Origin of the sequence: Streptomyces sp. ASQP_92 (assembly GCF_025399895.1) — a bacterium.
In the GTDB taxonomy this organism is placed as follows: domain Bacteria; phylum Actinomycetota; class Actinomycetes; order Streptomycetales; family Streptomycetaceae; genus Streptomyces.
Genome location: NZ_JAODUA010000034.1, coordinates 12,834 through 34,294 on the forward strand (window position 1 = coordinate 12,834; position 21,461 = coordinate 34,294).

At 68.8% G+C, this 21,461-nt stretch carries 17 protein-coding genes, 1 tRNA gene and 1 pseudogene; 8 read left to right on the forward strand and 11 right to left on the reverse strand.

Annotated features, from left to right (window positions below; genetic code table 11):
* Positions 1-77: 77 nt before the first annotated feature.
* From N4G70_RS35350 to N4G70_RS35370, 5 genes are all read right to left on the reverse strand, one after another.
* A complete protein-coding gene (locus N4G70_RS35350) occupies positions 78-581 on the reverse strand; it encodes a hypothetical protein (RefSeq protein WP_261716882.1) in 504 nt (167 codons plus the stop codon).
* Positions 582-585: 4 nt separating this feature from the next.
* Positions 586-849, reverse strand: a complete 264-nt coding sequence (locus N4G70_RS35355) for a hypothetical protein (protein ID WP_261716883.1) — start codon at positions 847-849, stop codon at positions 586-588.
* A 69-nt stretch (positions 850-918) separates the two neighbouring features.
* A tRNA-Ala gene (locus tag N4G70_RS35360) sits at positions 919-992 on the reverse strand.
* Positions 993-1,347: 355 nt separating this feature from the next.
* Positions 1,348-2,496, reverse strand: coding sequence for an ATP-binding protein (locus N4G70_RS35365; RefSeq protein WP_261716884.1), 1,149 nt, complete (start codon positions 2,494-2,496; stop codon positions 1,348-1,350).
* Between the two features lie 428 nt (positions 2,497-2,924).
* On the reverse strand, positions 2,925-3,539 hold the full coding sequence (locus tag N4G70_RS35370; protein ID WP_261716885.1) for a hypothetical protein: 615 nt from the start codon (positions 3,537-3,539) through the stop codon (positions 2,925-2,927).
* A 625-nt stretch (positions 3,540-4,164) separates the two neighbouring features.
* Here N4G70_RS35370 and N4G70_RS35375 point away from each other — a divergent pair.
* The 3 genes from N4G70_RS35375 to N4G70_RS35385 all read left to right on the forward strand — a co-directional run bounded on the left by N4G70_RS35375 (position 4,165) and on the right by N4G70_RS35385 (position 7,124).
* The gene (locus tag N4G70_RS35375; RefSeq protein ID WP_261716886.1) at positions 4,165-4,533 is read left to right on the forward strand and encodes a hypothetical protein; all 369 of its coding nucleotides are present in this window, start codon (positions 4,165-4,167) and stop codon (positions 4,531-4,533) included.
* Positions 4,534-5,358: 825 nt separating this feature from the next.
* Entirely contained in the window at positions 5,359-6,165 is an 807-nt protein-coding gene (locus N4G70_RS35380; protein WP_261716887.1) for an MEDS domain-containing protein, read from the forward strand.
* On the forward strand, positions 6,162-7,124 hold the full coding sequence (locus tag N4G70_RS35385) for a sensor histidine kinase (protein ID WP_261716888.1): 963 nt from the start codon (positions 6,162-6,164) through the stop codon (positions 7,122-7,124). The genes N4G70_RS35380 and N4G70_RS35385 overlap by 4 nt, the downstream gene beginning before the upstream one ends.
* Before the next feature lie 306 nt (positions 7,125-7,430).
* On the opposite strand, the gene N4G70_RS35390 is transcribed toward N4G70_RS35385, so the two are convergent.
* The gene (locus tag N4G70_RS35390) at positions 7,431-8,075 is read right to left on the reverse strand and encodes a hypothetical protein (RefSeq protein WP_261716889.1); all 645 of its coding nucleotides are present in this window, start codon (positions 8,073-8,075) and stop codon (positions 7,431-7,433) included.
* Between the two features lie 403 nt (positions 8,076-8,478).
* On the opposite strand from N4G70_RS35390, the gene N4G70_RS35395 reads away from it, so the two are divergent.
* Entirely contained in the window at positions 8,479-8,874 is a 396-nt protein-coding gene (locus N4G70_RS35395) for a hypothetical protein (RefSeq protein WP_261716890.1), read from the forward strand.
* A 274-nt stretch (positions 8,875-9,148) separates the two neighbouring features.
* Positions 9,149-9,859 carry a DUF6585 family protein gene (locus N4G70_RS35400; protein ID WP_261716891.1) on the forward strand — a complete coding sequence of 237 codons (711 nt, stop codon included), beginning with the start codon at positions 9,149-9,151 and terminating at the stop codon, positions 9,857-9,859.
* 652 nt (positions 9,860-10,511) lie between these two features.
* On the opposite strand, the gene N4G70_RS35405 is transcribed toward N4G70_RS35400, so the two are convergent.
* The 4 genes from N4G70_RS35405 to N4G70_RS35420 form a co-directional block, all read right to left on the reverse strand.
* Positions 10,512-10,892 carry an FKBP-type peptidyl-prolyl cis-trans isomerase gene (locus tag N4G70_RS35405; protein ID WP_261716892.1) on the reverse strand — a complete coding sequence of 127 codons (381 nt, stop codon included), beginning with the start codon at positions 10,890-10,892 and terminating at the stop codon, positions 10,512-10,514.
* Between the two features lie 314 nt (positions 10,893-11,206).
* Positions 11,207-13,465 (reverse strand): SpoIIE family protein phosphatase, encoded by a 2,259-nt coding sequence (locus N4G70_RS35410; protein WP_261716893.1) that lies wholly within the window; start codon positions 13,463-13,465, stop codon positions 11,207-11,209.
* Entirely contained in the window at positions 13,462-13,866 is a 405-nt protein-coding gene (locus N4G70_RS35415; RefSeq protein WP_261716894.1) for an STAS domain-containing protein, read from the reverse strand. Before N4G70_RS35415 ends, N4G70_RS35410 begins: the two co-directional genes overlap by 4 nt.
* A 190-nt stretch (positions 13,867-14,056) precedes the next feature.
* Positions 14,057-15,994 (reverse strand): hypothetical protein, encoded by a 1,938-nt coding sequence (locus tag N4G70_RS35420; RefSeq protein WP_261716895.1) that lies wholly within the window; start codon positions 15,992-15,994, stop codon positions 14,057-14,059.
* Between the two features lie 743 nt (positions 15,995-16,737).
* On the opposite strand from N4G70_RS35420, the gene N4G70_RS35425 reads away from it, so the two are divergent.
* Positions 16,738-17,715 (forward strand): SDR family oxidoreductase, encoded by a 978-nt coding sequence (locus tag N4G70_RS35425; RefSeq protein ID WP_261716896.1) that lies wholly within the window; start codon positions 16,738-16,740, stop codon positions 17,713-17,715.
* Here the strand turns inward: N4G70_RS35425 and N4G70_RS35430 are convergent.
* Entirely contained in the window at positions 17,706-18,761 is a 1,056-nt protein-coding gene (locus N4G70_RS35430) for a YafY family protein (RefSeq protein WP_261716897.1), read from the reverse strand. The two genes, N4G70_RS35425 and N4G70_RS35430, sit on opposite strands and share 10 nt — an antisense overlap.
* Before the next feature lie 422 nt (positions 18,762-19,183).
* On the opposite strand from N4G70_RS35430, the gene N4G70_RS35435 reads away from it, so the two are divergent.
* Both N4G70_RS35435 and N4G70_RS37290 read left to right on the forward strand, forming a co-directional pair.
* Entirely contained in the window at positions 19,184-19,564 is a 381-nt protein-coding gene (locus N4G70_RS35435; RefSeq protein WP_261716898.1) for a VOC family protein, read from the forward strand.
* A gap of 187 nt (positions 19,565-19,751) precedes the next feature.
* A pseudogene (locus N4G70_RS37290) lies at positions 19,752-19,923 on the forward strand (IS110 family transposase); the annotation flags it as partial.
* Positions 19,924-21,461: the final 1,538 nt, after the last annotated feature.

The window sequence follows — 21,461 nt, forward strand, 5'->3', positions numbered from 1 at the left end:
TGAAGTCCCAGGCGTCCTCGCGCAACTCGCTGCCCCAATCAAGGCCGTTGACCCGCCGGAACCTTCCCTGTACCAAGTCAAGTGGTTTGCCCGTCGGGCCTTGACGGGTTCGTCGGCGGTAGCCAGTCCTCTGTGTCACGGTGGCGGCCGAGTCCGACTGCATCGAACTCGTCGACGTGATGACTCTTGGTGGCGCCGAGTCGCCGCAGCGCCTGAGAGATCGGAGTGCCGGTCATCGGCGACGGCTCCCTCGCGGCCAGGTGCAGCGGGCCGAGGACTACCTTTCCAGCATCCCAGACCTGCGCGGTCTGGGCCCCTGCCCCACCCATGTAGTCGGCCTCGATGTAGGTAACCGGTCCTGTCTTCGAGCATGCGGTCAGCAGGTGATCAAAGCCCGCGGGCGCCTTCCAGAACCCGTCAAGTTCGGGTGCTCCGGCGACCGTGACCACATCGAACAGCACGTCGGTCATCGGCAAGAGCCAGAGGTGTTGGCCGAGAGGAACGATGCACGCCTCTGCGATGGAGCCGGCCAACTCGCGGAGCACGGATTCGGTGGCGATGACCGCCTGAAGGCAATACATCCCGTCATTCTGGCCCGACGGCTGATCGCGGCGCGATGCCAGGTATACCGAGGTCGACCGGTGCGCCCCTGGCGAATTGACACGTCTGGTCCCGTTGCTGACGCAGAAGGGACAGCGGGACGTCGATGCCTTCGGTCACACCGGCCCACCCCTCACCCTCGCCGCAGGGATCGCACGAGACCGCGACGCCGTCGTCGCCGGTCTCACCCTGCTCTGGAACTCGGGCGTCGCCGAAGGCCACGTCAACCTCATCAAGATGCTCAAGCATCAGATGTTCGGTCGCGCAGACTACCAAGTCCTAAGGGAGCGAATCTGCTGGCATAAGGTCAGAGTGGAATGGGGCTGGCCGGATTCGAACCGGCGTCCTCCCACATGCGGTGAAGGCGCGACAACCGCTGCGCTACGAGCCCCATCCCGCCCGCGATCATACGAGCAACCCGCGCCTAACGCCCTGAATTTACCCAAGAGGACCAATCACTCAGTGCGACGTCATCGCGGAACCTGAGCCAGAATCCGACAACAGGCAGCAGATGTTCAACATTTCGGGAGGCGGCAAGGACAAGCTCGAAGACCCACTGCACTCCTTGGTCTGTTCCGGAGAGGAGTCGCTATGCGATGGCCAAGGGGCGATCACACAAGACTGGGGGCCGTTTACCGCACATACATCGGGCCGAGCGATGAGGCCACCAGCCGTGGGAAGACTGTCGGCGCCCGCCCAAGAGCCCAGGCCGGGAATCATCTCGGCCTGGACCTCGGTGTCCTGCTGTTAGTGCCGGGTGATCATCGAGATCCGGGCGAGGACGGTCATCGCCTGCGCCGGGTCGGCTTGGAGCCAGGCGGCCAAGTGCTCTCGGACGGCCTCGGCGACGCAGGCGCGAACTGGCTCGTTGCTCAGTCGGTCGCGGACGGCCCCCTCGAACTCGGGGCGGTCGAGCTTTACCGACACGACCGCCGTCAGGCCCGCGCCGAGCTGGGTGGGGGTGAAGTCGGGGTCGGACGGCGTGAGCAACTGTTGCTCACGGGCATAGGCGTTGACCGCGGTCGCCAGGCCCTCACGGAAGCCGAGCTCGTGCGTGCCGCCGCCGTTGGTGCGTCGGCTGTTGGCGTAACTTGCGATCCGCTCCTCGGGTGAGTCGCACCAGCGGAGAGCCACCTCGACCGTTCCCTCGATTTTGCAGCAATCACACTCGAAGACAATCGCGTCGGGATGGAGGGGAGCGTTCTGCTCCGCGGCATGGTCCCTCAGGCCGCCCGGGAAGCGGAAGCGGATGGCCCGGGGCGCCGCAGGGTCGCGTTCATCGGTCAGGACGATGTCCAACTCACGGTTCAGGAAGGCGAGTTCCCTGAAGTGCTCGGCCAGCGTGTCGAACGAGAACTCCAGCGTCTCGAAGATCTCGGCATCGGGCCAAAAGGTGATCGCGGTACCGCTGCGGTCGGCAGGTCCGGTGTGCGCGGGCGTCGCGACTGCTTCTCCTCGCTCGTACTCCAGCACCCAGCGAGCGCCGTCGCGCCGCACCTCGGCGGTCAGGCGGCCCGACAGTGCGTTGACGGCGGCCAGTCCCACGCCGAAGTTGCTGGCCGACAGTGAGCGCCGGTTGTAAGGCTGCGCCCCGCAGTAGAGCACGGACAACCGGGTCTCCAGCTCAGGGCGTTCGCTGTGACCGGCGTGCTGGACCGGGAGGCCCGCGCCGTTGTCCGCGACGCGGACGCCGCCGTCGGCGGTGAGGGTGATCTCGACACGGCTGGCAGAGCCGCCGAGGATCTCGTCAAGCGCACGCTCAGCGGCCTCGAACACCAGGTGAAGCCCACGTTCACCGACCGATCCGACGTACATCCCGGGCCGCCTCCGAATGGCCTCCAGGCCCTCCAGAACCACGATCACGCTGGCGTCGTACGGGTTGGAGTCCTCGCTCATGATGCCCCCTCCGAGGGTGTCCGACAGAGTTCCCCAGCTTAGGAGTTGTCGGAGAAAACACCAGGTCGGAGCTAGTTTGACGAGGTCACTGGCGGGCTCCTGAGGGGCGGTCGGGAGCGCCCGGCCGGGAGGGGCGCTCAGTGCTACCGCAGTGCCGCCGCGGGCTTCTGGGGGCCGCCTGCGGCACCGTTTCGGTCGGCTACGAGGCCACGAATTTCAAGTACGTTCGCCGTCGACCTGGTCCACAGGCGGCCTGAGGCGCTGACAGTTGAGAAGGAGGAGTAAGAAGGAGGAGCGCGATGCCGCCCAATACGGGCGGCGAGTCATCCGGAAGTGACTTCGGCGTCGGATGCCAGCCGCATGCCGGCCATGGCGCGGAAGTCGGCGAGGCCGAGGTGACCGGCATTGCTCAGGTCGTCCCACTTCGTTCAGAGTCTGGACTCCTCGCCGTCCCACGTGTCGGTGTCTTCGCTCGGGTGCTGCTCGACGCTTCCCTCACCGTGCCGGTACCGCAGAACAGGTACTGGCCCCCGGTCGTCCATGCGTCCCACTGCGACGGGAAGCCGCCGCCGGTCTGCACCACGCGGGGCGAGGGTCACGTCCTCGTGCAGGTGGGCCTCGACAGGGCCCAGGTACTGATGGTGGGCGATGACGAGATCGTCGTCGAGGGCAAGCAGGCGGATACTCCCGCAGGGGAACTGAAGTGTGAGGCCGGCGGTGAAGGCGACGTGGCCGTCCCGGTAGCTGATGTCTCGGACCGAGCGGATCGGCTGGCCCACGAACCGGGTCACCGGGACGTCCGGCGAGTTGTGGACGACCGTGACGCCGTAATCGTCCATGGAGTACGACTCGTGGGGCTGGTCGATCCTCAGCGACAGGCCAGTGCTGGGTGTATGGAAGAGGACGGGGCCGAGCCCCTCCAGATCGAGCCACAGATGCAGCAGTGACGGCTCGTCCTCGGCGTAGTGGTGCCAGGCCGTGGTCACCCGCAGTAGTCGTTTACCGATCAGGTCGGCAGAAAACAGCTCCTCATTGTCGGTCACCGGTCGATGCTCGCACGGCTCTCGTTGATCGGGGATCCGATTTCCTGTGCCTCAGCTCCCGAGGCTCTGGCCGGCAGGACCTGCGCAAACCCGGTCGGCTCCATCTGCTGCAGCACCCGCCTCGGCATAGGTTCACGAAGACCGGCAGGTCAGCGTCGTCAGCGGCACAAGATATGGACACCGGACAGCACCTATTGAGCCTCGAACTCGGCGGTGACCCGAACGACCCACGCGTCCTCTGGGTCGAACCACCCTCCCCCGGCCACAACCCCTGCGCCGCCCCCAACAACCCCAAAGCCGGCAGCGGGTCCAAGCCGCTCAGAACGCCACCGCCAGCGACTGGCCCAGCACTCGCCAAACTCGGCGTCAGCCGGAACAGCGGGCTCAGAACCGGCCGCTTGGGGGGCTACGGGCGCCATCCATGCTGGTGCGCGAAATTCTTTCTACACCGTAATCTGTTCCGGCAAGACCCAGGTCGCCGCAGGGTTTTTACTTCTCCGACCAATCCGCGGTCGGGATGAAGGCGAGGAGTTGACCGTTGCCGAAGACAGCGCGGCCGCTGTGTCGACCTCGTTGCTACCGTGGTGGCTGCTTGAGCCGGCATACACATCGAGAGGTCCACATCATGCCCACCGTCAGGTTCTTCTTCGACGCGGGATCAGGCGCAGTCCTGTGGCCGGCTCCAGAGGACCAGCAGGCGTGGGGGTACCCGCTTGACCTGGCCCGACTACCGATCAGTCACGACCTCCGTGACCGCCTGAGCGCGCTGATCGTTCGCTACGATACGTCGTTGAACTGGGATTACCCCCCAAACCCGGGGCCGTGGCGTGAAGCGGAGTGCCTCGACTTCAACGCCGCGGTACGCCAAGCCCTCGGTCGCCTTCGCACCGAACTCGGCCCGGTATGGCACATTCACGACGAGTTCCACGAACTCTGCGAAGACCCGGACCTCGACCGCTACCTGGCTGACCCTGCCGGATTTGTTCGCACCTGACCTCAACAGCCGCACTCGTCACGACTGGCGACGTACTGCTCTGCGCGGTCTGCATCACCTTGGGGGCGGCCGGTGAAGCGAGGGGCCTGCGAGAGTCCCGGCCGTTTAGCGGCACGCCACCAGGGTCGTAGAAGGCCAGCGGGGCGAGGTTTCCTCGAGTCAGAGACGCGATTCCTTTAGCGATCGGTGCATCGAGCCCTTTTCCCTGTTTGTTCGGAGTCGCGGTCGCCCCAGCGGATTGCTGTGGCGCGTGCCCGTGTGTGGCTGCCCCGAAGGGCCCCCGGATCCGCAGGCAACAGCCCCCAGGACGACCGCAGTTGCCACTACAAGCCCGCGCGCCCCGACCCAGCTTCCTGCCCGAATAAAGGTGTCCTAGCCCTCTCCTCCTATGTACATGCCGCTGTCCCCCACTCCAGGCCTTGCTTCACTGACCTTTCGGCCAGTGCGGGGGACTCATCGGCTGCTCCCCCAGAAGAGCAAACCGGCCAGGCAGTCGCGCACGACAGCGACGCCGGTGGAGCTGGCGTTCGTGATCTGTGGGGCTCACCCGGGCGCTGGCCTGGTGAACCGTGACCGGGCGCCGGGGCAGATGACCTTCAGCGTGAGAGCCGACCGATGGGGTCGGACAGCTTAGTACACAGTCGAAGATCGCCCCCTGTTCGCGCTCCAGCAAGGCCACGGTCGCGCCCGCCGACCACACAACGTACTCATCCGGCGCGCCCTCGGCGCCGTCCCCACCCCGGAAAAGTCCGTCGCCGCTCGGCTAGGCTCTGCGCTCTGTGAGTACTCCGCCGAGTGGTCGGGCGGCGGTCCGAAGGGAGTCGGGTGAGGGCGGCGCGGGCGTTGGCAACGCTGGACGAGGTCGAGCTCGGGGATCACGTCTGCTGGCGTATGGACCCTGACGCAGCGCTCCTGAGGGACGCTCGGGGTTTCGTGGCCGATGGCGCCCTGTACGGAGACAAGATCGTCGTCATCGGTGGAATCGGCGGGGCCCCCGAGGCTCCCCGCCCCTTGGAGTCGCCGGCTTGGGTCGTTCTCGACTCCGCGCAGACCGCGGACACCTCCGCAGTCCTGGCCGCGGTGCGCAGCGAAGCGCGTACCGCGCTCCGCGAAGGGTTCCGTTCCGTGCGTGTCCTCACCGAGCGAGCGCCCCGGGCGGCCGCCGGCGGGGTGGAAGATCTGCTGGACCAGGAGCTCAGGCTCGACCAGTTCGCGTCCGAGAGCGGGGCCATCGTGGTCTGCGCCTACAGGCCGTCGCAGTGGAACGAGCCTACGCTGGAACATATGGCATGTGTGCACCCTCATGAAATGGGCACACGGGCTGGGCGCCCGGCCTTCAGGATGTTCAGCACGGGCGCCGACATGTGGAGCGTGGACGGTGTGATCGACTCGGAAGGCGCGTCGGCGTTCAACGCGGCGCTGCGCGCTGCGATCGCCCAGGCTCCTACGATCACCCTGCGGTTCGACACCCTCGAAATGATCGACGCTGCCGGGATGCATGCCCTCGTCGATGCGGCCCGAAGCATGCCGGCCCGCCGCATCCTCGTGGAGGGCGCCAACGAAACCGTGCGCCTGTGCTGGGAACTCGCCGGCTACGAAGCGGCCGACCCCTCGGTGGTGATGGGCGCATGAGCTTCTCCGCGACGTCCAAGACGACCGCCGGACAGGAATCTTCCTTCCGGCACGCGCTGTACCCGTACCGAGGTGACGCACAGTTCCTGACGGGCACCCTGAGCTTCATCCACGAAGCGCTCACGGCCGGTGAGGCGATCATCATCGCCGTCCCTTCCGACAAGGCATCGCTCCTCCACGACGAGCTCCGCGACGAGCCGGCCGTCACGTTCGTCGAGACATCGACGGCCGGCGCCAACCCCGGACGGCACATCGCGGCCTGGACGGCCTGGATGAGTCAGCACGGCGAGGAGGGACGGCCGGTCCGCGGTATCGGCGAGACCGCCTGGCGCCAGGCGCGCAACCCGGCGCACCTCTCCGAGCTGCGCTACAACGAATGGCTGCTCAATCGCGCCTTCGCCAGCAGCCGGGCATGGTCGATGCTGTGCCCCTACGACGCCGCCGACGAGGACCCGGCCGCGCTGCGGTCGGTTTCGCGCTGCCATCCGTTGATCCACCAGGACGGGCACGTCGTACCCAACGACGGATATCTCAGCACCGACGACTACGCATTCGACGCCCTGCCTGATGCGTGCGACCCGTACCAGGAGCTGGTCTACACGAGCGGTGACCTGTCCGCGGTGCGGTCGAAGGTGTCCCAGTGTGCTTCCGACGCGGGTGTGCACGAGGACCAGCTGCCCAAGCTGGCGGTGGCCGTCACCGAGATCGCCACGAACAGCATCCGGCACGGTGGCGGACAGGGAACCTTGCGCACCTGGGCGCAGGACGCGACGTTCCTGTGCGAGTTCCGGGACTCCGGATTCATCTCCGACCAGATGGTCGGCCGCGTCCGCCCCACCTCCGATCAGATCGGAGGCCGCGGCCTCTGGCTCGCCCACCAACTGTGCGACCTGGTCGAGATCCGGTCCACGCGCGAACAGGGCACCACCATCCGCCTCCACATGGACATTCCTCGATAGCCGGACCCATCGCGTCCCCTCGGGGTCCATGGCGACTGCCGGGGGCCGACGGGGCCGTGCGGCCAAGCGGCGACACGGCGACGCGGCGATGCGGTCGTCAGCCCGGCGCGACTGGCCGTACCTCGCAGACCTGCCGGTGTGGCACATACGGATCCGCCTCGGGGGTGCTTGTCTCGTACGGGCTGTGCGGCTCACCGGCGTCCCGCGGCTGGACGACAGCCTGCGTCGGCACACGGCACACGGCGCACGTTCCCGGGCCCGCGCGCTGCGCTCACCCGGGCGAGTTGGTGTCACCCCAGGTCCCGCTTACGCCCGCGGCGGGGACTCGACGGTGGAGACGACGCGGACGAGAGACGGCGCGGCCGGGGCCGATCCGAAGCCGAAACGCACGGGTGGGGAGACGGGGGCCAGCGGGCCAAGGTCGTTGCCGTCGAGCCGAGCCCGGACAGTGACGATGGGCCTCAGGTCGTTGGCGGCGTACCACTGACGACATCCCGGACGGGAACTTCCCCGCGTCCGGACGCCGGCCATCAGACGGGCGGGTACGTCCGCCATGGCTGCCCAGAGCGGCCTTCTGGACAGCGGTCGCGGAATCGCGCGCAGAGCAAGGCCCAGCGGGCCCCGGCGTCCGACAGCGAACCGCACGTCCAAGGGCCCCGCCGAGACGTCCCACACTCCATCGCTCACGTCCACCCGCACCGCAACGCACCGCACCTCGTCGAAGTGGTAGACGGCGGAGACATACGCGGCCGTCTCGGCGGTCGGTGCCAGGAGCACTCGCCAGCCATCGGAGCGCTCCAGCATCACGTCGCTGAACGGGCCGAACGGGGATCTCGGCCAGTGGCCCACCACGACACGCGTGCCCGAGCCCGTTCCCACAGCGGCGATCCATCCGTCAAAAGTCAGCCGTTCGGTATCCACCCCGCCTGCATACCGCACGCTCTGGTCCATCCCCCACCGGCACCCCGTCCCGTTTGCCCGTCCCGTTTGCCCTGACGCCACGAACGGCGAGAGGGTGGCTCCCGCGCCGACCCGGTTGTCACAGGCGTCGGCCCGGCATTCCTGTCCTCAACCCGTCTGATGACCTCCGCGAGACCACCACCTCCGCCGGCACGGCAGGGCCATGGGACCGGCCGGTTGAGCGCGCCCCTGGGAACAGGGTGGATCGGGGCGAAGTCGGACATAAGGCCGCCGCGTACGCCGACCGCGGCGTGTGCCCACCGCCGTTTAATCAATACTTCAACACCTGCCGCGAGAGTGGGACGGACAAGACGTCGAACGACGCGTCGTGCGCCTCCACGTCCCTTGCGCGTGTCCGTGGGCGCGCGTCCCCAGCGAGCAGACGGGTACCTCCGTGAACGATCTTTTGCACAAGCTGGTCTCCGGCGCCCTCGCCGGAGGGCTGATCGCCCTGGCCGGATACCTCGGCGCGGCCTCTCGCAGACGCAGGGCAGCCCGTCAAGGGGCCGCCGCGCCTGCGCGGCGCGGGACCTCCACACAGGATCTGCTGCGTCACGCACGACAGTTGGACCAGAGCCGCGACGAACTGGCCGCCCAGGGAAGGGAGTTGGAAGCGATCGCCCGGGCCGGGGAAGCCGCCGAGGCCTGGCGCGTGCTGGCCGAGAACGAGCCCCGGACCTTCCGCGCGGAACGCAGGGATGCCCTGCTGCGTCAGGGCGCACTCCTCGACGCGGCGGGACAGGGGCAGCAGGCGGCTCGGGTCCGCCAGGTCGCCGCCCGTCTCTCCTGAGAGAACTCTCCCGACCGAACGTGAACCCCACGCTGTCCACCGCGATCCGATGCCGTCTCGTCTCATCAGGACGCGCCCCGTCGGCCAGGCGCCGGCGGTCGCTGTCCACCGCACCGCGAAGCCACCACGCGGACGAGCCACGTGCGCGCCGGAACCGGCCGTGGCCGCCCGCGGCCCGCGCCCACGCCCACGCCCACGCCCACGCCCTTGGGCACGTGCCGAATCGGCCGGCCCCATCTCCGACCCACCCGCCTTCATCCAGGGGGACCACACCATGAGCCAGGACGACTTCATCGCGCACATACGGACCGAGCAGCCGACCGCGGACGCTGCCGCACTCGCCACTCAATGCGGCCTGGGCGACTGGCTCGACACGCTCGCGACGAAGCAGGGCTTCGGATGGAAGAAGTCGCGGGACGCAAGGCTCTACCTCTTCACAGACGGCTTGGTGGTGAGAATGCCGGAGGGCCACCTGTCCGCGTACGACTGGGAAACCGTGCGCGTGCTCCAGTACCGTCGCACCGTCAACGGTGCGGACTCGGAAGCATGTTCAGTCCTGATAGACCCGGCCGGCAGCGCCCTGAACATAGGGTTCGGCAGGGCCCCCCTGTTCAAGGCGGACAAGACGGCTCTCGGTATCACCTCTTGGACGAACGGCCCCGGGTTCCTCTACCCGCACATGTGGGGCGACCATATCCAGACAGCTGTCACCCGAGCACAGTTGGCCGCGACACTCGCGCGCATCCAGCAGGGCGAGCGGGTCAGTTTCGGCCCCTACACGGTCGATCAGCACGGCGTCACGGACAAGAAGTATTCGGCCGCCTGGACAGAAATCATCGAGATCGGCTTCAGCTCCGGCACCTTCATGTTCAACGGCCACCAGAGGAGGTCGACGGTCCCGGGGTCCGCGCATGCGCACGTCATCCCCAACCTCGACCTTTTCGTGAGGCTGTGTTACCAGCTGAGCCCCTATGTGAAGCGCTGATGTCTCCGCCCTGCAACAGCCGTGCGGAGTGGCCGAGATGGCGGCAGAAGCCGTGCCGTATTTGGTCGGAATGAGCGATCACCGCCGGTCCGGGGCATTTTCCTTGAGCTTGCGGTGCGGAGGCGTCACGGCCGTGGCCGCCGGTGCGGAGACCTTGGTAACCAACATCGGCGAGGGCGGCCTCGACCGCTCACCCCTCGGCCAAGGGTTTGAACAGCCCAGGCTGGCGGGCGTGGATGAGATCCGCAGCTTCCGGGTCTGGCCGGGCGCCCCAGCCAGAGTCCGCGACCACAAAGGCTTGGTCCGATGTCGCTCCTGCCACAACGGGCCGACCTCGGCGAGGAGTTGACCGATCACCGCAACCGGCAGGATCGTAACCCTCCGGTCGCTGGTGATCACTGCCCGCGTCCGCGTCGCATTCCCCACCACACGACCATGATCGAAGATCCAGGCGGGTCTTGCATCCCCTCTGCTGTCACCGGCAAAGGGGCCTCGGCGGCGACGGATTCGGTCTCCCAGTCCGCAGCCGCGAGGGCGTTTCACCTCTGCCGATGGCGCGGAACGGCGCCGGACATTCATGGTGAGGCTGTGCACCGCCGCGTGCCGGTCCTTTCCGCGGAGTCGCGGCCGCGAAGTCCCGGCACGCCGACGACTACTTCACCGCGAGCAGGTCCACGACGAAGATCAGGGTTTCGCCAGGACGGATCGCCGGTCCGGCCCCCCGGTCGCCGTAGCCCAGGTGCGCGGGAATGGTCAGCCGCCGGCGACCGCCGACCTTCATGCCCTTCACGCCCATGTCCCAGCCTTTGATGACCTGACCGGCCAGCAGGTCGAACTCGAACGCCTCGCCCCGGTTCCAGCTCGCGTCGAATTCCCGCCCGGTGGAGTGCGCCACTCCGACATAGTGGACGGAGACCCGGCTCCCCTTGACCGCCTCGTCCCCGTCGCCCACCCACAGGTCCTTGATCTCCAGGAACTGCGGCGCTCCGCCACGGGGAACCTCAACCACAGGCCGTTCCAGGTCGCTGCTCATAGCCCATACTCCTCTTCACCATCGGGCCCAGGACATCCCGGGGCCACATCTCACGTCGCCACCGGCCATCCAGCGCAACCCGCACAACGCTACCCATCCCCGGCTCTCGATCGGCGACCTCCCCTTCGCCGGCCTCGGTTCGACGACCGGTGAGGCCACCCGGTCCGAAGCCCGGCGGCCGGAGGCATCCTCTTCTGCCTGGCGACAGCCCAGCACGGATGTCGTGGACGCGGCCCGGCCGCCCATGGAGTGGCCGATGAGGACGACCGGCAGGCCGTTGGCCGGAGACGTTCGCGCGTACACGACCGGGGAAGTCAGATGGTCCGTCCACGGCTGAAGGCGTGCCGGGGCTCGGTAGCGGTCAGGACCAGGACGGCCTGGTCGTCGTCGATGTCGTGGCCGCCGGTGAAGCTCCGCACCGCCTGCGTCAGGGCGTCGATGACGTCCTGGGCCCCAGGCCGGTGCATCGCACTGGTCAACGCGTCGGCGAGGCGCCGCTCACCGAACTGTTCTCCCTTGGCATCGCGCGCTTCGGTGATGCCGTCCGTGTAGAGCAGGAGGCTCTCGTGCGGGAGCAGACGCAGGCGGCGGAGGGTGACATCCGGGTCGGGGCTGATGCCGAGCAGGCTGCCGCGGGCCTCGACAGGGTGGGCGTTGTGCTCGGTGTCGAGGTGCAGGGGGAGGGTGTGGCCGGCGCGGACGAGCGCGATGTCCAGGCCCTCGGGAGTGGGGGTGAGTTGACCGTAGACGAGGGTGACGAATCCGGTGCCGTGACTGTCGGGCCGGTTGGACAAGGCCCGGTTGATGGCCTTGACGACGTCCTGAGGGCCGGGCAGGAACGAGGCGACCGCGCGGGCGGTGTGGCGCACCAGGGCCGTGGTGGTGGCGGCGATGGCGCCGCGTCCACAGACGTCACCGAGCATGAAGGCCCAGCGGCCGTAGTCGAGGGGGAAGACGTCGTAGAAGTCGCCGCCGATGTCGAGTCCTTCGCCGGCGGGGTGATAGTAGGTGGCGACGTCGGCTCCTGGAACCGCGGGCAGGTCGGGCAGAAGCAGGCCTGCTTGGAGATCACGGGCGAGGGTGGCGCGGTGGGTGTATTGGCGCGCGTTGTGGGCGGCGGAGGCCGCGCGGCGGGCGAGTTCCTCGGCCAGGGCGACGGTGTGCCCGTCGAAGGTGTGCTCGCCCGTGGACAGCAGAGTGACGGTGCCGAAAGCGCTGCCCCGGACCGTGAGCGGGACGCACAGGTAGCCGGTGACATCGAGGTCGTGCCAGGGGCCGGGTCCGGTCGGAGTACGCCGTGCGACCTCGCTGGTGCCGGAGGCCAGAACACGGGCGACCGCGTCGTCGGCGGCGTCGTAGACCGGGATGTGGGAGGCAAGCAGCTCCCGCTGGGCAAGCGTGGGAGCGGCGGTCGCGACACGGCGCACCCGTCCGCCCTCGACGATGTCGACGGCGCACAGGGGAGCCAGCCTCGGTACGCAGGAGGCGGCCAGACGTTGCAGGGTCTGGCCGGCGTCCAGGTCGGAGGTCAGGGCCGTACTGGTCTCCAGCAGGAAAGCGAGATCGTCCCGGGCGGCTTCCTCTCGTGCCTCAGCCCTCTGGCGTGCCTGTTCGGCCTGATGGCGCTCGATGGCCAGGGCGGCGGTATCGGCGAAGACGCCGGCCAGCGCGAGGTCGGCCTCCTGCGGCACGCGCGGAACGCGGTGGTACATCGCGAAAGTGCCCAGGAGAGAACCGTCACGCGCCAGGATCGGCGTCGACCAGCAGGCGGCCACGCCCGCGCGGTCTGCCAGGTCGCGAAAGTCGTCCCAGAACGGGTCCGTCGCGATATCGCCGACGATCACCCGCTGACGCCGGTGCGCGGCCGTGCCACACGAGCCCACACCTTCCCCGGTGGCGATGCCGTCGATGGCCTGGTTGTAGAAGTCGGGAAGGCTCGGTGCCGTGCCGTGGCGCAGATGCCGCCCATCCGCGTCGGCCAGCAGCACGGACACCAGCACCTCTTCCGGCGCCAGGTCCTCGATGACGCGGGCCATCCCCTCCAGCACTTCGGGGAGCGGCGCCTGGCGCGCGATCTGTTCCAGCAGGGCGCGGTGCTCCGCGGTCAGCCGCTGGGCATGCTTGACCTGGGTGGTCTCCACCCCGATCACCAGCACTCCCATGACGTTGCCGCCCGCGTCCAGACGGGGCTCGCAGGTGTAATCGAAGTACGCTTCCCGTGCCGTGTGACCCTGGCCGAGCAGCACCCGGTCATCACGCTCAGTGTGCGGCTTTCCGCTGCGATAGACCCGGTCCAGCAGAGCGATGAATCGTTGCCCCGTCGGCCCCGGCATGAGCTGCCCCAGCGGCACGCCGACTCGGCCACGCTCTCCGCCGCCAAGGGCAGCGAAGAAGGCGTCGTTGGCCGTCTCCACCATGTGCGCCGGGCCGGCCAGGGAGGCGAACACGGCCGACGACTGCCCGAACAGAGCCCGGAGATCACCATCGGCCCCGCCCCCGGCGCCAAAGTCGCCGGGCGCCAGGACGGACACGGCGGCCTGCCGCTTTCCATGCGTCGTGTTTCCACGCGTCATGCGCTGAGTTCCTCATTCGGCTGGGCCGGACCATCACTACCGCCGGCGGCGATGACACGGCTGTTGCTACCAAGCGCGCCAGCTACATCGGCGTAGACAGAGAGCACCACGTCCAGGCCCGTCAACGCGAACAAACGGGACACCCGCGCCGGCATCGCCGCCAGACGCAACGCCCGGCCCTGCGCGGACAACTGCCGGTGCAGCCACAGCAGCGCGCTCACGCCGGAGGAGTCACAGAACAGCAAACCGGAGCAGTCGATCACCACGGGGCCCGCACCCCGTCCTTTCAGCAACTCCCTCTCCCCCGCCTCGTGCAACTGCACCATGCTGTCGAAGTCCAGCTCACCGCGCAGCGCGAACACCGTGCCCTGCTCGACCCCACTGACCTGCACCGAGAACACGCGCAGCTTCCTCCGTGTGAAGCTCCCACCGACAACCCTCACCATTTCAAAGAGCGCTCCAGCCCCGCGTACCCCGGCGCGACGATTCAAAGCCACAGCTCGCACCCGGGCCTCTCCAGAGACCGCTCCCCCCGTCCTCTCGTCGAAGCGCTCGCCCCAGCCGAAGACGGCGAACGCGCCGACACTGCGCTCAATGCACAGCGGCCAGCTTCCTTCCGGTGCTGAGCAGTGCGCCGAGTTCCGCCGACTGGCCCGGAGCGGCCTTCACGGCGAGCGTCGTGGCGGTGCTGTCCGCGCGCACCTGTCCCGTCACGGTGATCCGGGCGACGGCACGGCTTCCGGCAGCGAGAAGGTACGAGGTGCCCGAGGGGGCGTTCCAGCGGACGTCGGCCAGGACGTGTTGGTTGAAGCGGCTGCAGTACGACGTATCGCGCGCATCGGCGACCAGGGTGCCGGGTTCCCGCGCTGCCGTCGTGGGCGGCTGGAACCGCACGATGGCCCGGCCCGGTCCGTTCCAGGTGTCGGCCCTGGAGCACAGCCACTGTGCCTGGCCCGCATTTTCCGGCAGTTGCTGTTCCGCGAAGATCCAGTTGTTCACTGCCCGTACGCCGCCGTCCGCCATGGACCGCAGCGTGCAGGCCGTGTGGGACCAGCTCACCAGCGCCGCCGCGCCCGTGGCCTCACGGGGTTGGCGGGCGGGGACCCCGCCACCCGGCGGCGGCGTATAGGTGAGGTGGACGGGTGACAGGTCACCGAGATCGGTGAGCAAGAAGGCGTGCTTCTCGGCGATGGACTCCGAGGAACGCAGCTGCAGGGCAGGCCAGTTCGAGCACGTTCCGGTGAGGCCGGGGCTTGGCACGGTGTCGCTGACACCGTCGTCGCCGACGTGCAGTGGCTTGGCCGGGTTGTCGGGCGCCAGCAGGTCGCGGGTGGTCGACTCGGCGACCCAGGGGGCGAACAGGAAGCGTGTCCGGCCGTCGGTCCGGCTGAGCACGAGGGCAGCCGCCGAGGTGACGTCGGAGTTGTCGGCGCGCGAGAGGGTCAGCTCGGCCGGCCGCCCCATGTTCTTCGTGTAACGCACGACCCGCTGTCCGTCGTACAGCAGCACCACGTCGGCGTCGTCCACCCGTCCCGCGTACAGGAGTTGGGGCGGGGCGGGGGACGGGCCGGTTCCCGTCCCGGGGGCGGCGGAGACACGAACATCCGGGCCCGGACGCGCCCACGTGCGCAGCACGTGACCCAGCAGCGAACGGTCGTCGATGAGGCCGCCCCGAGCAGGCCAGACCGTGAAGTCGATGCGCGAGCTCGCCTTCCACGCGGTAGCGGAGGCATGGACCAGGGAGGAGGGATCGACCATCACGCCTCCCGCGGCGGGGCTGCCGTCGAGGTCCGGCGACACCGTGTCCCCGCCGCTCTGCCCCACGGTCAGCACCACCGCCACCAGCAAGGCGGCAGCGGCTCCCCATCGGCGCCAATGGCGACGGCGCAGCAGGTCCGTGGGGCGGGCCTGCACGGTGCACGGGTCGAACTCGACGGAGTCGAGCAGCAGTCCCGCCCGCGTGCCGTCCTGGGGGCCGAGCACCTCGGCCGTGCGCAGGGCGGCCTCCGGATCCGTGACTCCGGCCGCCGCCAAGAGCTCGGCGGCGGCGCCCGGCGCGTATCCCTCCATGTGCTGGAGCACGAAGGCCGCCCGAGCCTCCGCGGGTACGGTCGCCATCTGCTGTTCCAGTGCCAGTTCCTCGGCATCGCCGATACGAGGCGTCAGCGTCAGTCCCCAGACTGCGGGCAACGCCGGCCGCAGGGCCCTGCGCCAGCGGGTGTTCCCATGCTCGTACGACAGCGCGGCGCCGACCACGCGCCGCATGATCCAGCCGAGCACGGGCGCCTGGTCACCGCGCGGCCCGGGGACCCGGCCATGCTTGAGCGGCCACGGACGAGCGGGCAACGCGTTCTGTACCACGCCGTGCGCGACGACCACGCGCCGATGGCGGCCGAGCCGAGGAGGGAGGATCAGATAGGCCAGCCGGACGAGCCGGGGGTAGTGCTCGACAAGTGTCGCCTCCGCCCGTCCGAGCGCGGGCACCGGACCAACAGGACGGGGATGACGCACGCGTTGCGGGGCTGACATGGTGGAACACCTTCTCCGGGACGGATGGTGTGGCTCTGCCCTTCAAACGAGCGAATCGGATGACAGTCACACTGCGAGCCCGAAGCACGGGGTGCACGGGGCACGGGTTGCACGGGATGCACGGGCGAATGCGAAGCACCGTCCGCACTTTGCGCAACCTATGGGGCGGTCGCTCGTTCCTCCCCGCATGGAAGAGTGCGCTCATCCGATCAAACGTCCGCGTACGGCGCAGCGTTGTGCCCCTCCGTTGGAGGACGCCGTCACGGAATCCCCGCGAACCGAGGACTCACCCGCGCCGGAGGCGAGCGGGCCGCGCGTCCACATTTGGACAGAGGTGAGTTTCAACCGATGGTGCACAGTGATGTTCTGACGCCAATGCGTGGTCCAGCGCCCGCTCCTGGGTCGTCGCCACGCTCTCCGGCGTCCGCCGCCGGTGGCGGCCGTCTTGTCGCGCCTCCGGTCCGATGGGAGCAGATCTGCCCCCCAGCCAGGCTGCGATCCAACTGATTGACCAATGCCCCGCTTGATCCCAAGGAACCTGGTGAATCAGGTGCCGAATCACGTGTCACGCGCGGCGAGAAAACCGGGTGGGTCCTCGCAGGCTGCTGCCCCCAATTACCGTGCCACGGTGCCCAGTTGGCGCCGCGTCTATGTGTAGCGGCTGGCTGCTCTCGGGGGTGATGCGGGGCACCCGCTGCTAAAGGTGACACGTTCTGTCACCTTTAGCAGGAACGATGGACGGCATGAGCAACCAGCACATCACCACCCAGAAGACTCAGGAAACCGCGCAGGGCTGCCCGACGGGTCCACTCCTCGGGCGGATCGCGCTCGTGGCGGGGGCCACCCGCGGGGCGGGCCGGGCTCAGGCTGTGGAGCTGGGCCGGGCCGGTGCGACCGTGTACGTCACCGGACGGACCACCCGGGCCCGGTCCAGCGAGGTCGGCCGGACCACCGAGACCATCGAGGAGACCGCCGAACTCGTCACCGCGGCGGGCGGCACCGGAATCGCGGTTCCCACCGACCATCTCGACGAAGTACAAGTGCGCGCCCTGGTCGAGCGGATCGACCGGGAGGTCGGGCGGCTCGACATCCTCGTCAACGACCTGTGGGGCGGCGAACACCTCGTGGCCGCCTCGGTGTTCGGGAAGAAGAGCTGGCAGACACCGCTGGCCGACGGCCTGCGGATCCTGGAGCTCGGCGCGCGTTCGCACGTGATCACGGCGGCGCTGCTGTTTCCACTCCTGATCCGCTCCGACGCGCCGCTGCACGTGGAGGTCACCGACGGCACCGCGCGCTACAACCGCCGCTACCGGGAGAACATGTACTACGACCTGGCGAAGAACGCCCCGATCCGGCTCGCGTTCGGGCTGGGTCAGGAGCTGGTCGAGTACCGGGGCGCCGCGGTCGCGGTCTCGCCGGGCTTCCTGCGCTCGGAGCAGATGCTCGCCCACTTCGGTGTGAGTGAGGAGAACTGGCGTGACGCGATCGCCCAGGAGCCGGCGTTCGCGATCGCGGAGTCCCCTGCCTACCTGGCCCGTACGGTTGCGGCGCTGGCCGCCGACCCGGACCGCGCCAAGCGTTGGAACGGCAAGTCCACCTCCAGCGCGGAACTCGCCAAGGTGTACGGGGTGACGGACGTGGACGGCAGCCAGCCGGACGCCTGGGCCTATTTCGAGGATGTCGCCCGCGGCAAGGAAGGCTCTCCCGAGGACTACCGCTGACCTTTGACTGCCTTCGGGGCCTCCTGGCTGTGGGCCTGATAGAGGGCGGTCAGCGCTGCGGCGCGCTCACGGAAGCGGGCGCGCAGGCCGGCCGGGGCCAGCACCTCCACGTCCGCGCCGAGCCGCGCGAGCTGATCGAAGGCGACGTCCTCGGACTCCGAAGGCAGGTCGAGGGTGACCAGGCCGGCGGGGTCCGGGGCGCTCGCGGACGCGAGCGCGTCCGCGACGGCGGCCCCGTCCACGACAGCCGGCAACCGCCGTAGCCCCGAGCCGGTCAGGCGGACCGTGACGGTGGTGCGCAGCAGGGCGCGTGCGAAGACGGCCGAGCGGTCCTCCCAGTACTCGGCCAGCTCGAAGGCCGGATCGCGCACGAACGGTTCCTCCGCTCCGGCAGCGGGGCCGAGGGAAGTGATCCGGTCGACGCGGTACGTACGCCAGCCACCGTCCTGGTCCTCCCGCTTGCCGGGGATGCGGACCACGGCGTACCAGATGCCGGCCTTCAGTACGAGTCCGTACGGCTCCACCACCCGCGCCACGGCAGAGGACGGTGCGCCGTCCCGGCCCGGCCGGGCGTAGGAGAGCTCGACGGCCCGGTCCGCCCACACCGCGCGGGCCAGATCCGGCAGCAGTTCCGGAGTGGTGGATTCGCGGAACCAGGTCGGCGCGTCGAGGTGGAAGCGGCGCACCGAGGACTCGGCGGCTTCGCGTACCGACGGCAGCAGGGTAGCGGTCAGCTTCAACCGGGCGGTTTCCGCTGCCTCCGACAGCCCCAGATCCCGCAACGCCGAGGGCAGCCCGGACAAGAACAGCGTCTCCGCCTCGCTCGGGTGGAGAGCGGTGAGCCGGGTCCGGTATCCCGCGGCAAGGAAGTACCCACCCACGCGGCCCCGCTCCGACCGGACGGGAACGCCGGCCTCCTGCAAAGCCTGGGCGTCGCGGATCACGGTCCTCTCGGAGATCTCCAGCTCACGGGCGAGAGCGGCTGCGGTCAGGCCGGGGTTCGACTGGATCAGGAGAGCCATACGGATCAGACGGGCGGCACGCATCCTCCAAGTCTCCCCCGCCCACGGACGAGCAGGACCTCTTGCCTGCGGTTTGCCTGCGTTGGCTCCACCCGGGAGAACCCGAGAAGTGAGCCTGGTGCTGGCTGTACGGCCCAGCAGATGAACGGACGAAGGCCGGCGCCGGCACGATGCATCGCCGTCCGCGTAGCTCGCTGGACCGCCGTCCGCGTAGCTCGCTGGGCCCGCGAAGCGTCACTGGCTGAGTGTGCCGCACCATTTGACGGCGTCCGGTCGCCGTGACGGCGTCCGGTCGTCATGGCTGTCGTCGCGCGGGTCCTATTCCTTGGCACGCGATTCCCCGGACCATGACGCTCCGGCCCTCGTGAGCCGGCGTTTGTGGCGCGTGGCGCGAATTCGACCGAATCCCTCCTGTGGGCCGCCGAGGAGGGGAATACAGTCAACTCATGAGCATGCAGCCGCGATTGGTCGTCCCGGACCCCGATTCCGCCGCCACCTACTACCAGAAAACCATGGGCGCCAAGGAGGTCTTCCGCGCCCATGATGACAGCGGCCGCGTGATGGTCGTCGTCCTGCAGGTCGACGGTTCCCCGTTCTCCCTGTCCCCCGCGGTACCCGAGTGGGGCTGGCTTTCGCCGGACGACATCGGTGGCTCCCCGGTCCTCCTGGAGGCGGAGTTCACCGACCAGGACGCCGTCGCGGAGCGGATGGTCGCCGGAGGAGCCACCGTGGTCGTTCCGCTGGAGAACCGCCCGTACGGCAAGCGGGAGGGGCGCCTTCGCGACCCGTTCGGCCACCTGTGGATCATCACCGGCGAGCTGCGCTGAAACACCGGCGGTCGACGGCGGTCGGCGGCGGTCCCGCGCCGGTGCCGCACGCACCCTTCATCAGGATTCCCTCGGCGAGGCGGCAGCAGAAGACACCGGGCTTCTTGGGAGGCCCGGTGTCCGTACGCATACGTGTACGCGTTTCAGTCGACCCAGCACTGGGTGCCGCCTCCGCCGGGTCATCAGAGACGGCACCGCACTCACGCACATCACCCGCACCGATGCGCCGACCACTGCCTGCCGCACCGACCTGGCCCAGGCCGTCACCGTCCTGGCACGCGCGCAGCAGGATGCGGTCTGGAACCGGCAGCAGGTCGCCAATCAGCTCCGTCCCTCTGCTGAGGGAGTACTCCCCGGCCATGTGGGCGTGATCGGCGACCACAAAAGTCGGTCGCCTTTCCCACCGCTTGCGCCGTTGCACAGGCGGACAGAGCAGGTAAACACGATCGTGACTGAGTCTGTCAGTGGGATACAACGGTTGGTATGACGGTCTTCTACTGCGCAAAGTGCGGTGCCGAACTTACCCCGGACCTGCAGGAGCTTCAGAGCATCCCGGACATCTCGGTGCGTGACAGGGACCGGCATGGCAAGACGCGGCTCGCGCCTTCGACAGTCCCGAGAGGCAGCTACGCCATAGATCCCGAACCGTGGGGAGCCCCCTTCGTGGCCCCAGGCACCCGGGCGTCGTCCGCACTTGTGAGCCGGACCCTTCTCATGCCGCCCGGCATGACCGACATGGCGCCCGCTGGCCCCCGAAACTCTGTCATCGTGCACCCGGAGGGCACGCTAAACCTGCAACTGGCCGGCTCTCTGGGTATTCACCACGGTTGCTGCGGACCTCTTGGAACCGGAGGACCCAACATGACGTGCCTGTGCGGGGTGGGCGTGGCGACTCTTGCCGCGGACTGCATGGGCCCGCATGAGCTGCACCTGGACCCGCTTCGGACATACGCCTTCACGCCCAACGCTGCCGCGTCATGACGCCGGATAGGAGGTGGACGTTCTCAACACCGCGGAGAGTCCGACTGGCCTGCCGGACGCTTGGCGTCTGACGCCGCATGCGCGCGGGAACACGCGCCGACAGGGCGACCGTTGTGAGAACGGCACTACCAACCCAAACGACGCTGCGGCATACGCTCCCCCACGGCACGGCAGACAGGCAGGACGACGGCCTCAGGCTGCCGCCGGGCGTCCCCGGCCGTGCCGTTGTGACCTCGCGTTTACCGGATGGGCACCAGCAGCTTGCTCATGAGTTCTTTCAGACCGCCGGCTTCTCGGCACCGTTGCGTAAGAGAGCGCATGTCCTGCCGTATGGCGGGCACACGGCCCACACCTCACGCGGTCGGACTCTCCCTGTCCGGTCCCGTCTTGCGGCCCCGCCTCTCAACCCCGAGACGAGCGGCGGGGCCGGGGGTTACCGGGCTGGGGCTCGCGGAGGAAATTACACCCCGGGGCGCGCGCTCAGCAAGGGCTGATGGTGTGTGAAGCTCCGTACGCGGTCGCGCGTTAACTTCTGCGCTTGAGGCGGGCGGGTTCCGAGGCAACGGTGCGGGTATCCAGCCGAACCTGCGCCCGGCTCTCGCACCAACCGGCATTCCCCAGCCACGAGTTGGGATTCGGTGAACTGGGGGTTCGCACGTCTCCTCGCACTCTTACCCGGATCGCCGGCCGGGTCCTGGCGGACATCGCCGTTACGGCCGCCGTCCTTGCCACCACGGGACCATCCAATACGACAGCCCGGAGGCGATGACCAATTAAGGGGTGGCAGCTCGTTCGGCGGGGTGGACCGTGGCGCGGTGTCCTGGAGGCGCGGTTCCCGTGCGCGGACTCCGCGCCACGGCCACGTGAAGCCCGTACCCACGATCCGGAGCGTGATGAGCTGGACTCTCCACGTAAC

Excerpts from the sequence above, each read along its gene's own strand:
- N4G70_RS35410 (WP_261716893.1), bottom strand. The coding sequence starts at position 13,465 with ATGACGCGTGGAAACACGACGCATGGAAAGCGGCAGGCCGCCGTGTCC.
- N4G70_RS35425 (WP_261716896.1), top strand. The coding sequence starts at position 16,738 with ATGAGCAACCAGCACATCACCACCCAGAAGACTCAGGAAACCGCGCAG.
- N4G70_RS35365 (WP_261716884.1), bottom strand. The coding sequence starts at position 2,496 with ATGAGCGAGGACTCCAACCCGTACGACGCCAGCGTGATCGTGGTTCTG.
- N4G70_RS35405 (WP_261716892.1), bottom strand. The coding sequence starts at position 10,892 with ATGAGCAGCGACCTGGAACGGCCTGTGGTTGAGGTTCCCCGTGGCGGA.
- N4G70_RS35400 (WP_261716891.1), top strand. The coding sequence starts at position 9,149 with ATGAGCCAGGACGACTTCATCGCGCACATACGGACCGAGCAGCCGACC.
- N4G70_RS35355 (WP_261716883.1), bottom strand. The coding sequence starts at position 849 with ATGCTTGAGCATCTTGATGAGGTTGACGTGGCCTTCGGCGACGCCCGA.
- N4G70_RS35420 (WP_261716895.1), bottom strand. The coding sequence starts at position 15,994 with ATGTCAGCCCCGCAACGCGTGCGTCATCCCCGTCCTGTTGGTCCGGTG.
- N4G70_RS35390 (WP_261716889.1), bottom strand. The coding sequence starts at position 8,075 with ATGGACCAGAGCGTGCGGTATGCAGGCGGGGTGGATACCGAACGGCTG.
- N4G70_RS35375 (WP_261716886.1), top strand. The coding sequence starts at position 4,165 with ATGCCCACCGTCAGGTTCTTCTTCGACGCGGGATCAGGCGCAGTCCTG.
- N4G70_RS35430 (WP_261716897.1), bottom strand. The coding sequence starts at position 18,761 with ATGCGTGCCGCCCGTCTGATCCGTATGGCTCTCCTGATCCAGTCGAAC.
- N4G70_RS35350 (WP_261716882.1), bottom strand. The coding sequence starts at position 581 with ATGTATTGCCTTCAGGCGGTCATCGCCACCGAATCCGTGCTCCGCGAG.
- N4G70_RS35385 (WP_261716888.1), top strand. The coding sequence starts at position 6,162 with ATGAGCTTCTCCGCGACGTCCAAGACGACCGCCGGACAGGAATCTTCC.
- N4G70_RS35435 (WP_261716898.1), top strand. The coding sequence starts at position 19,184 with ATGAGCATGCAGCCGCGATTGGTCGTCCCGGACCCCGATTCCGCCGCC.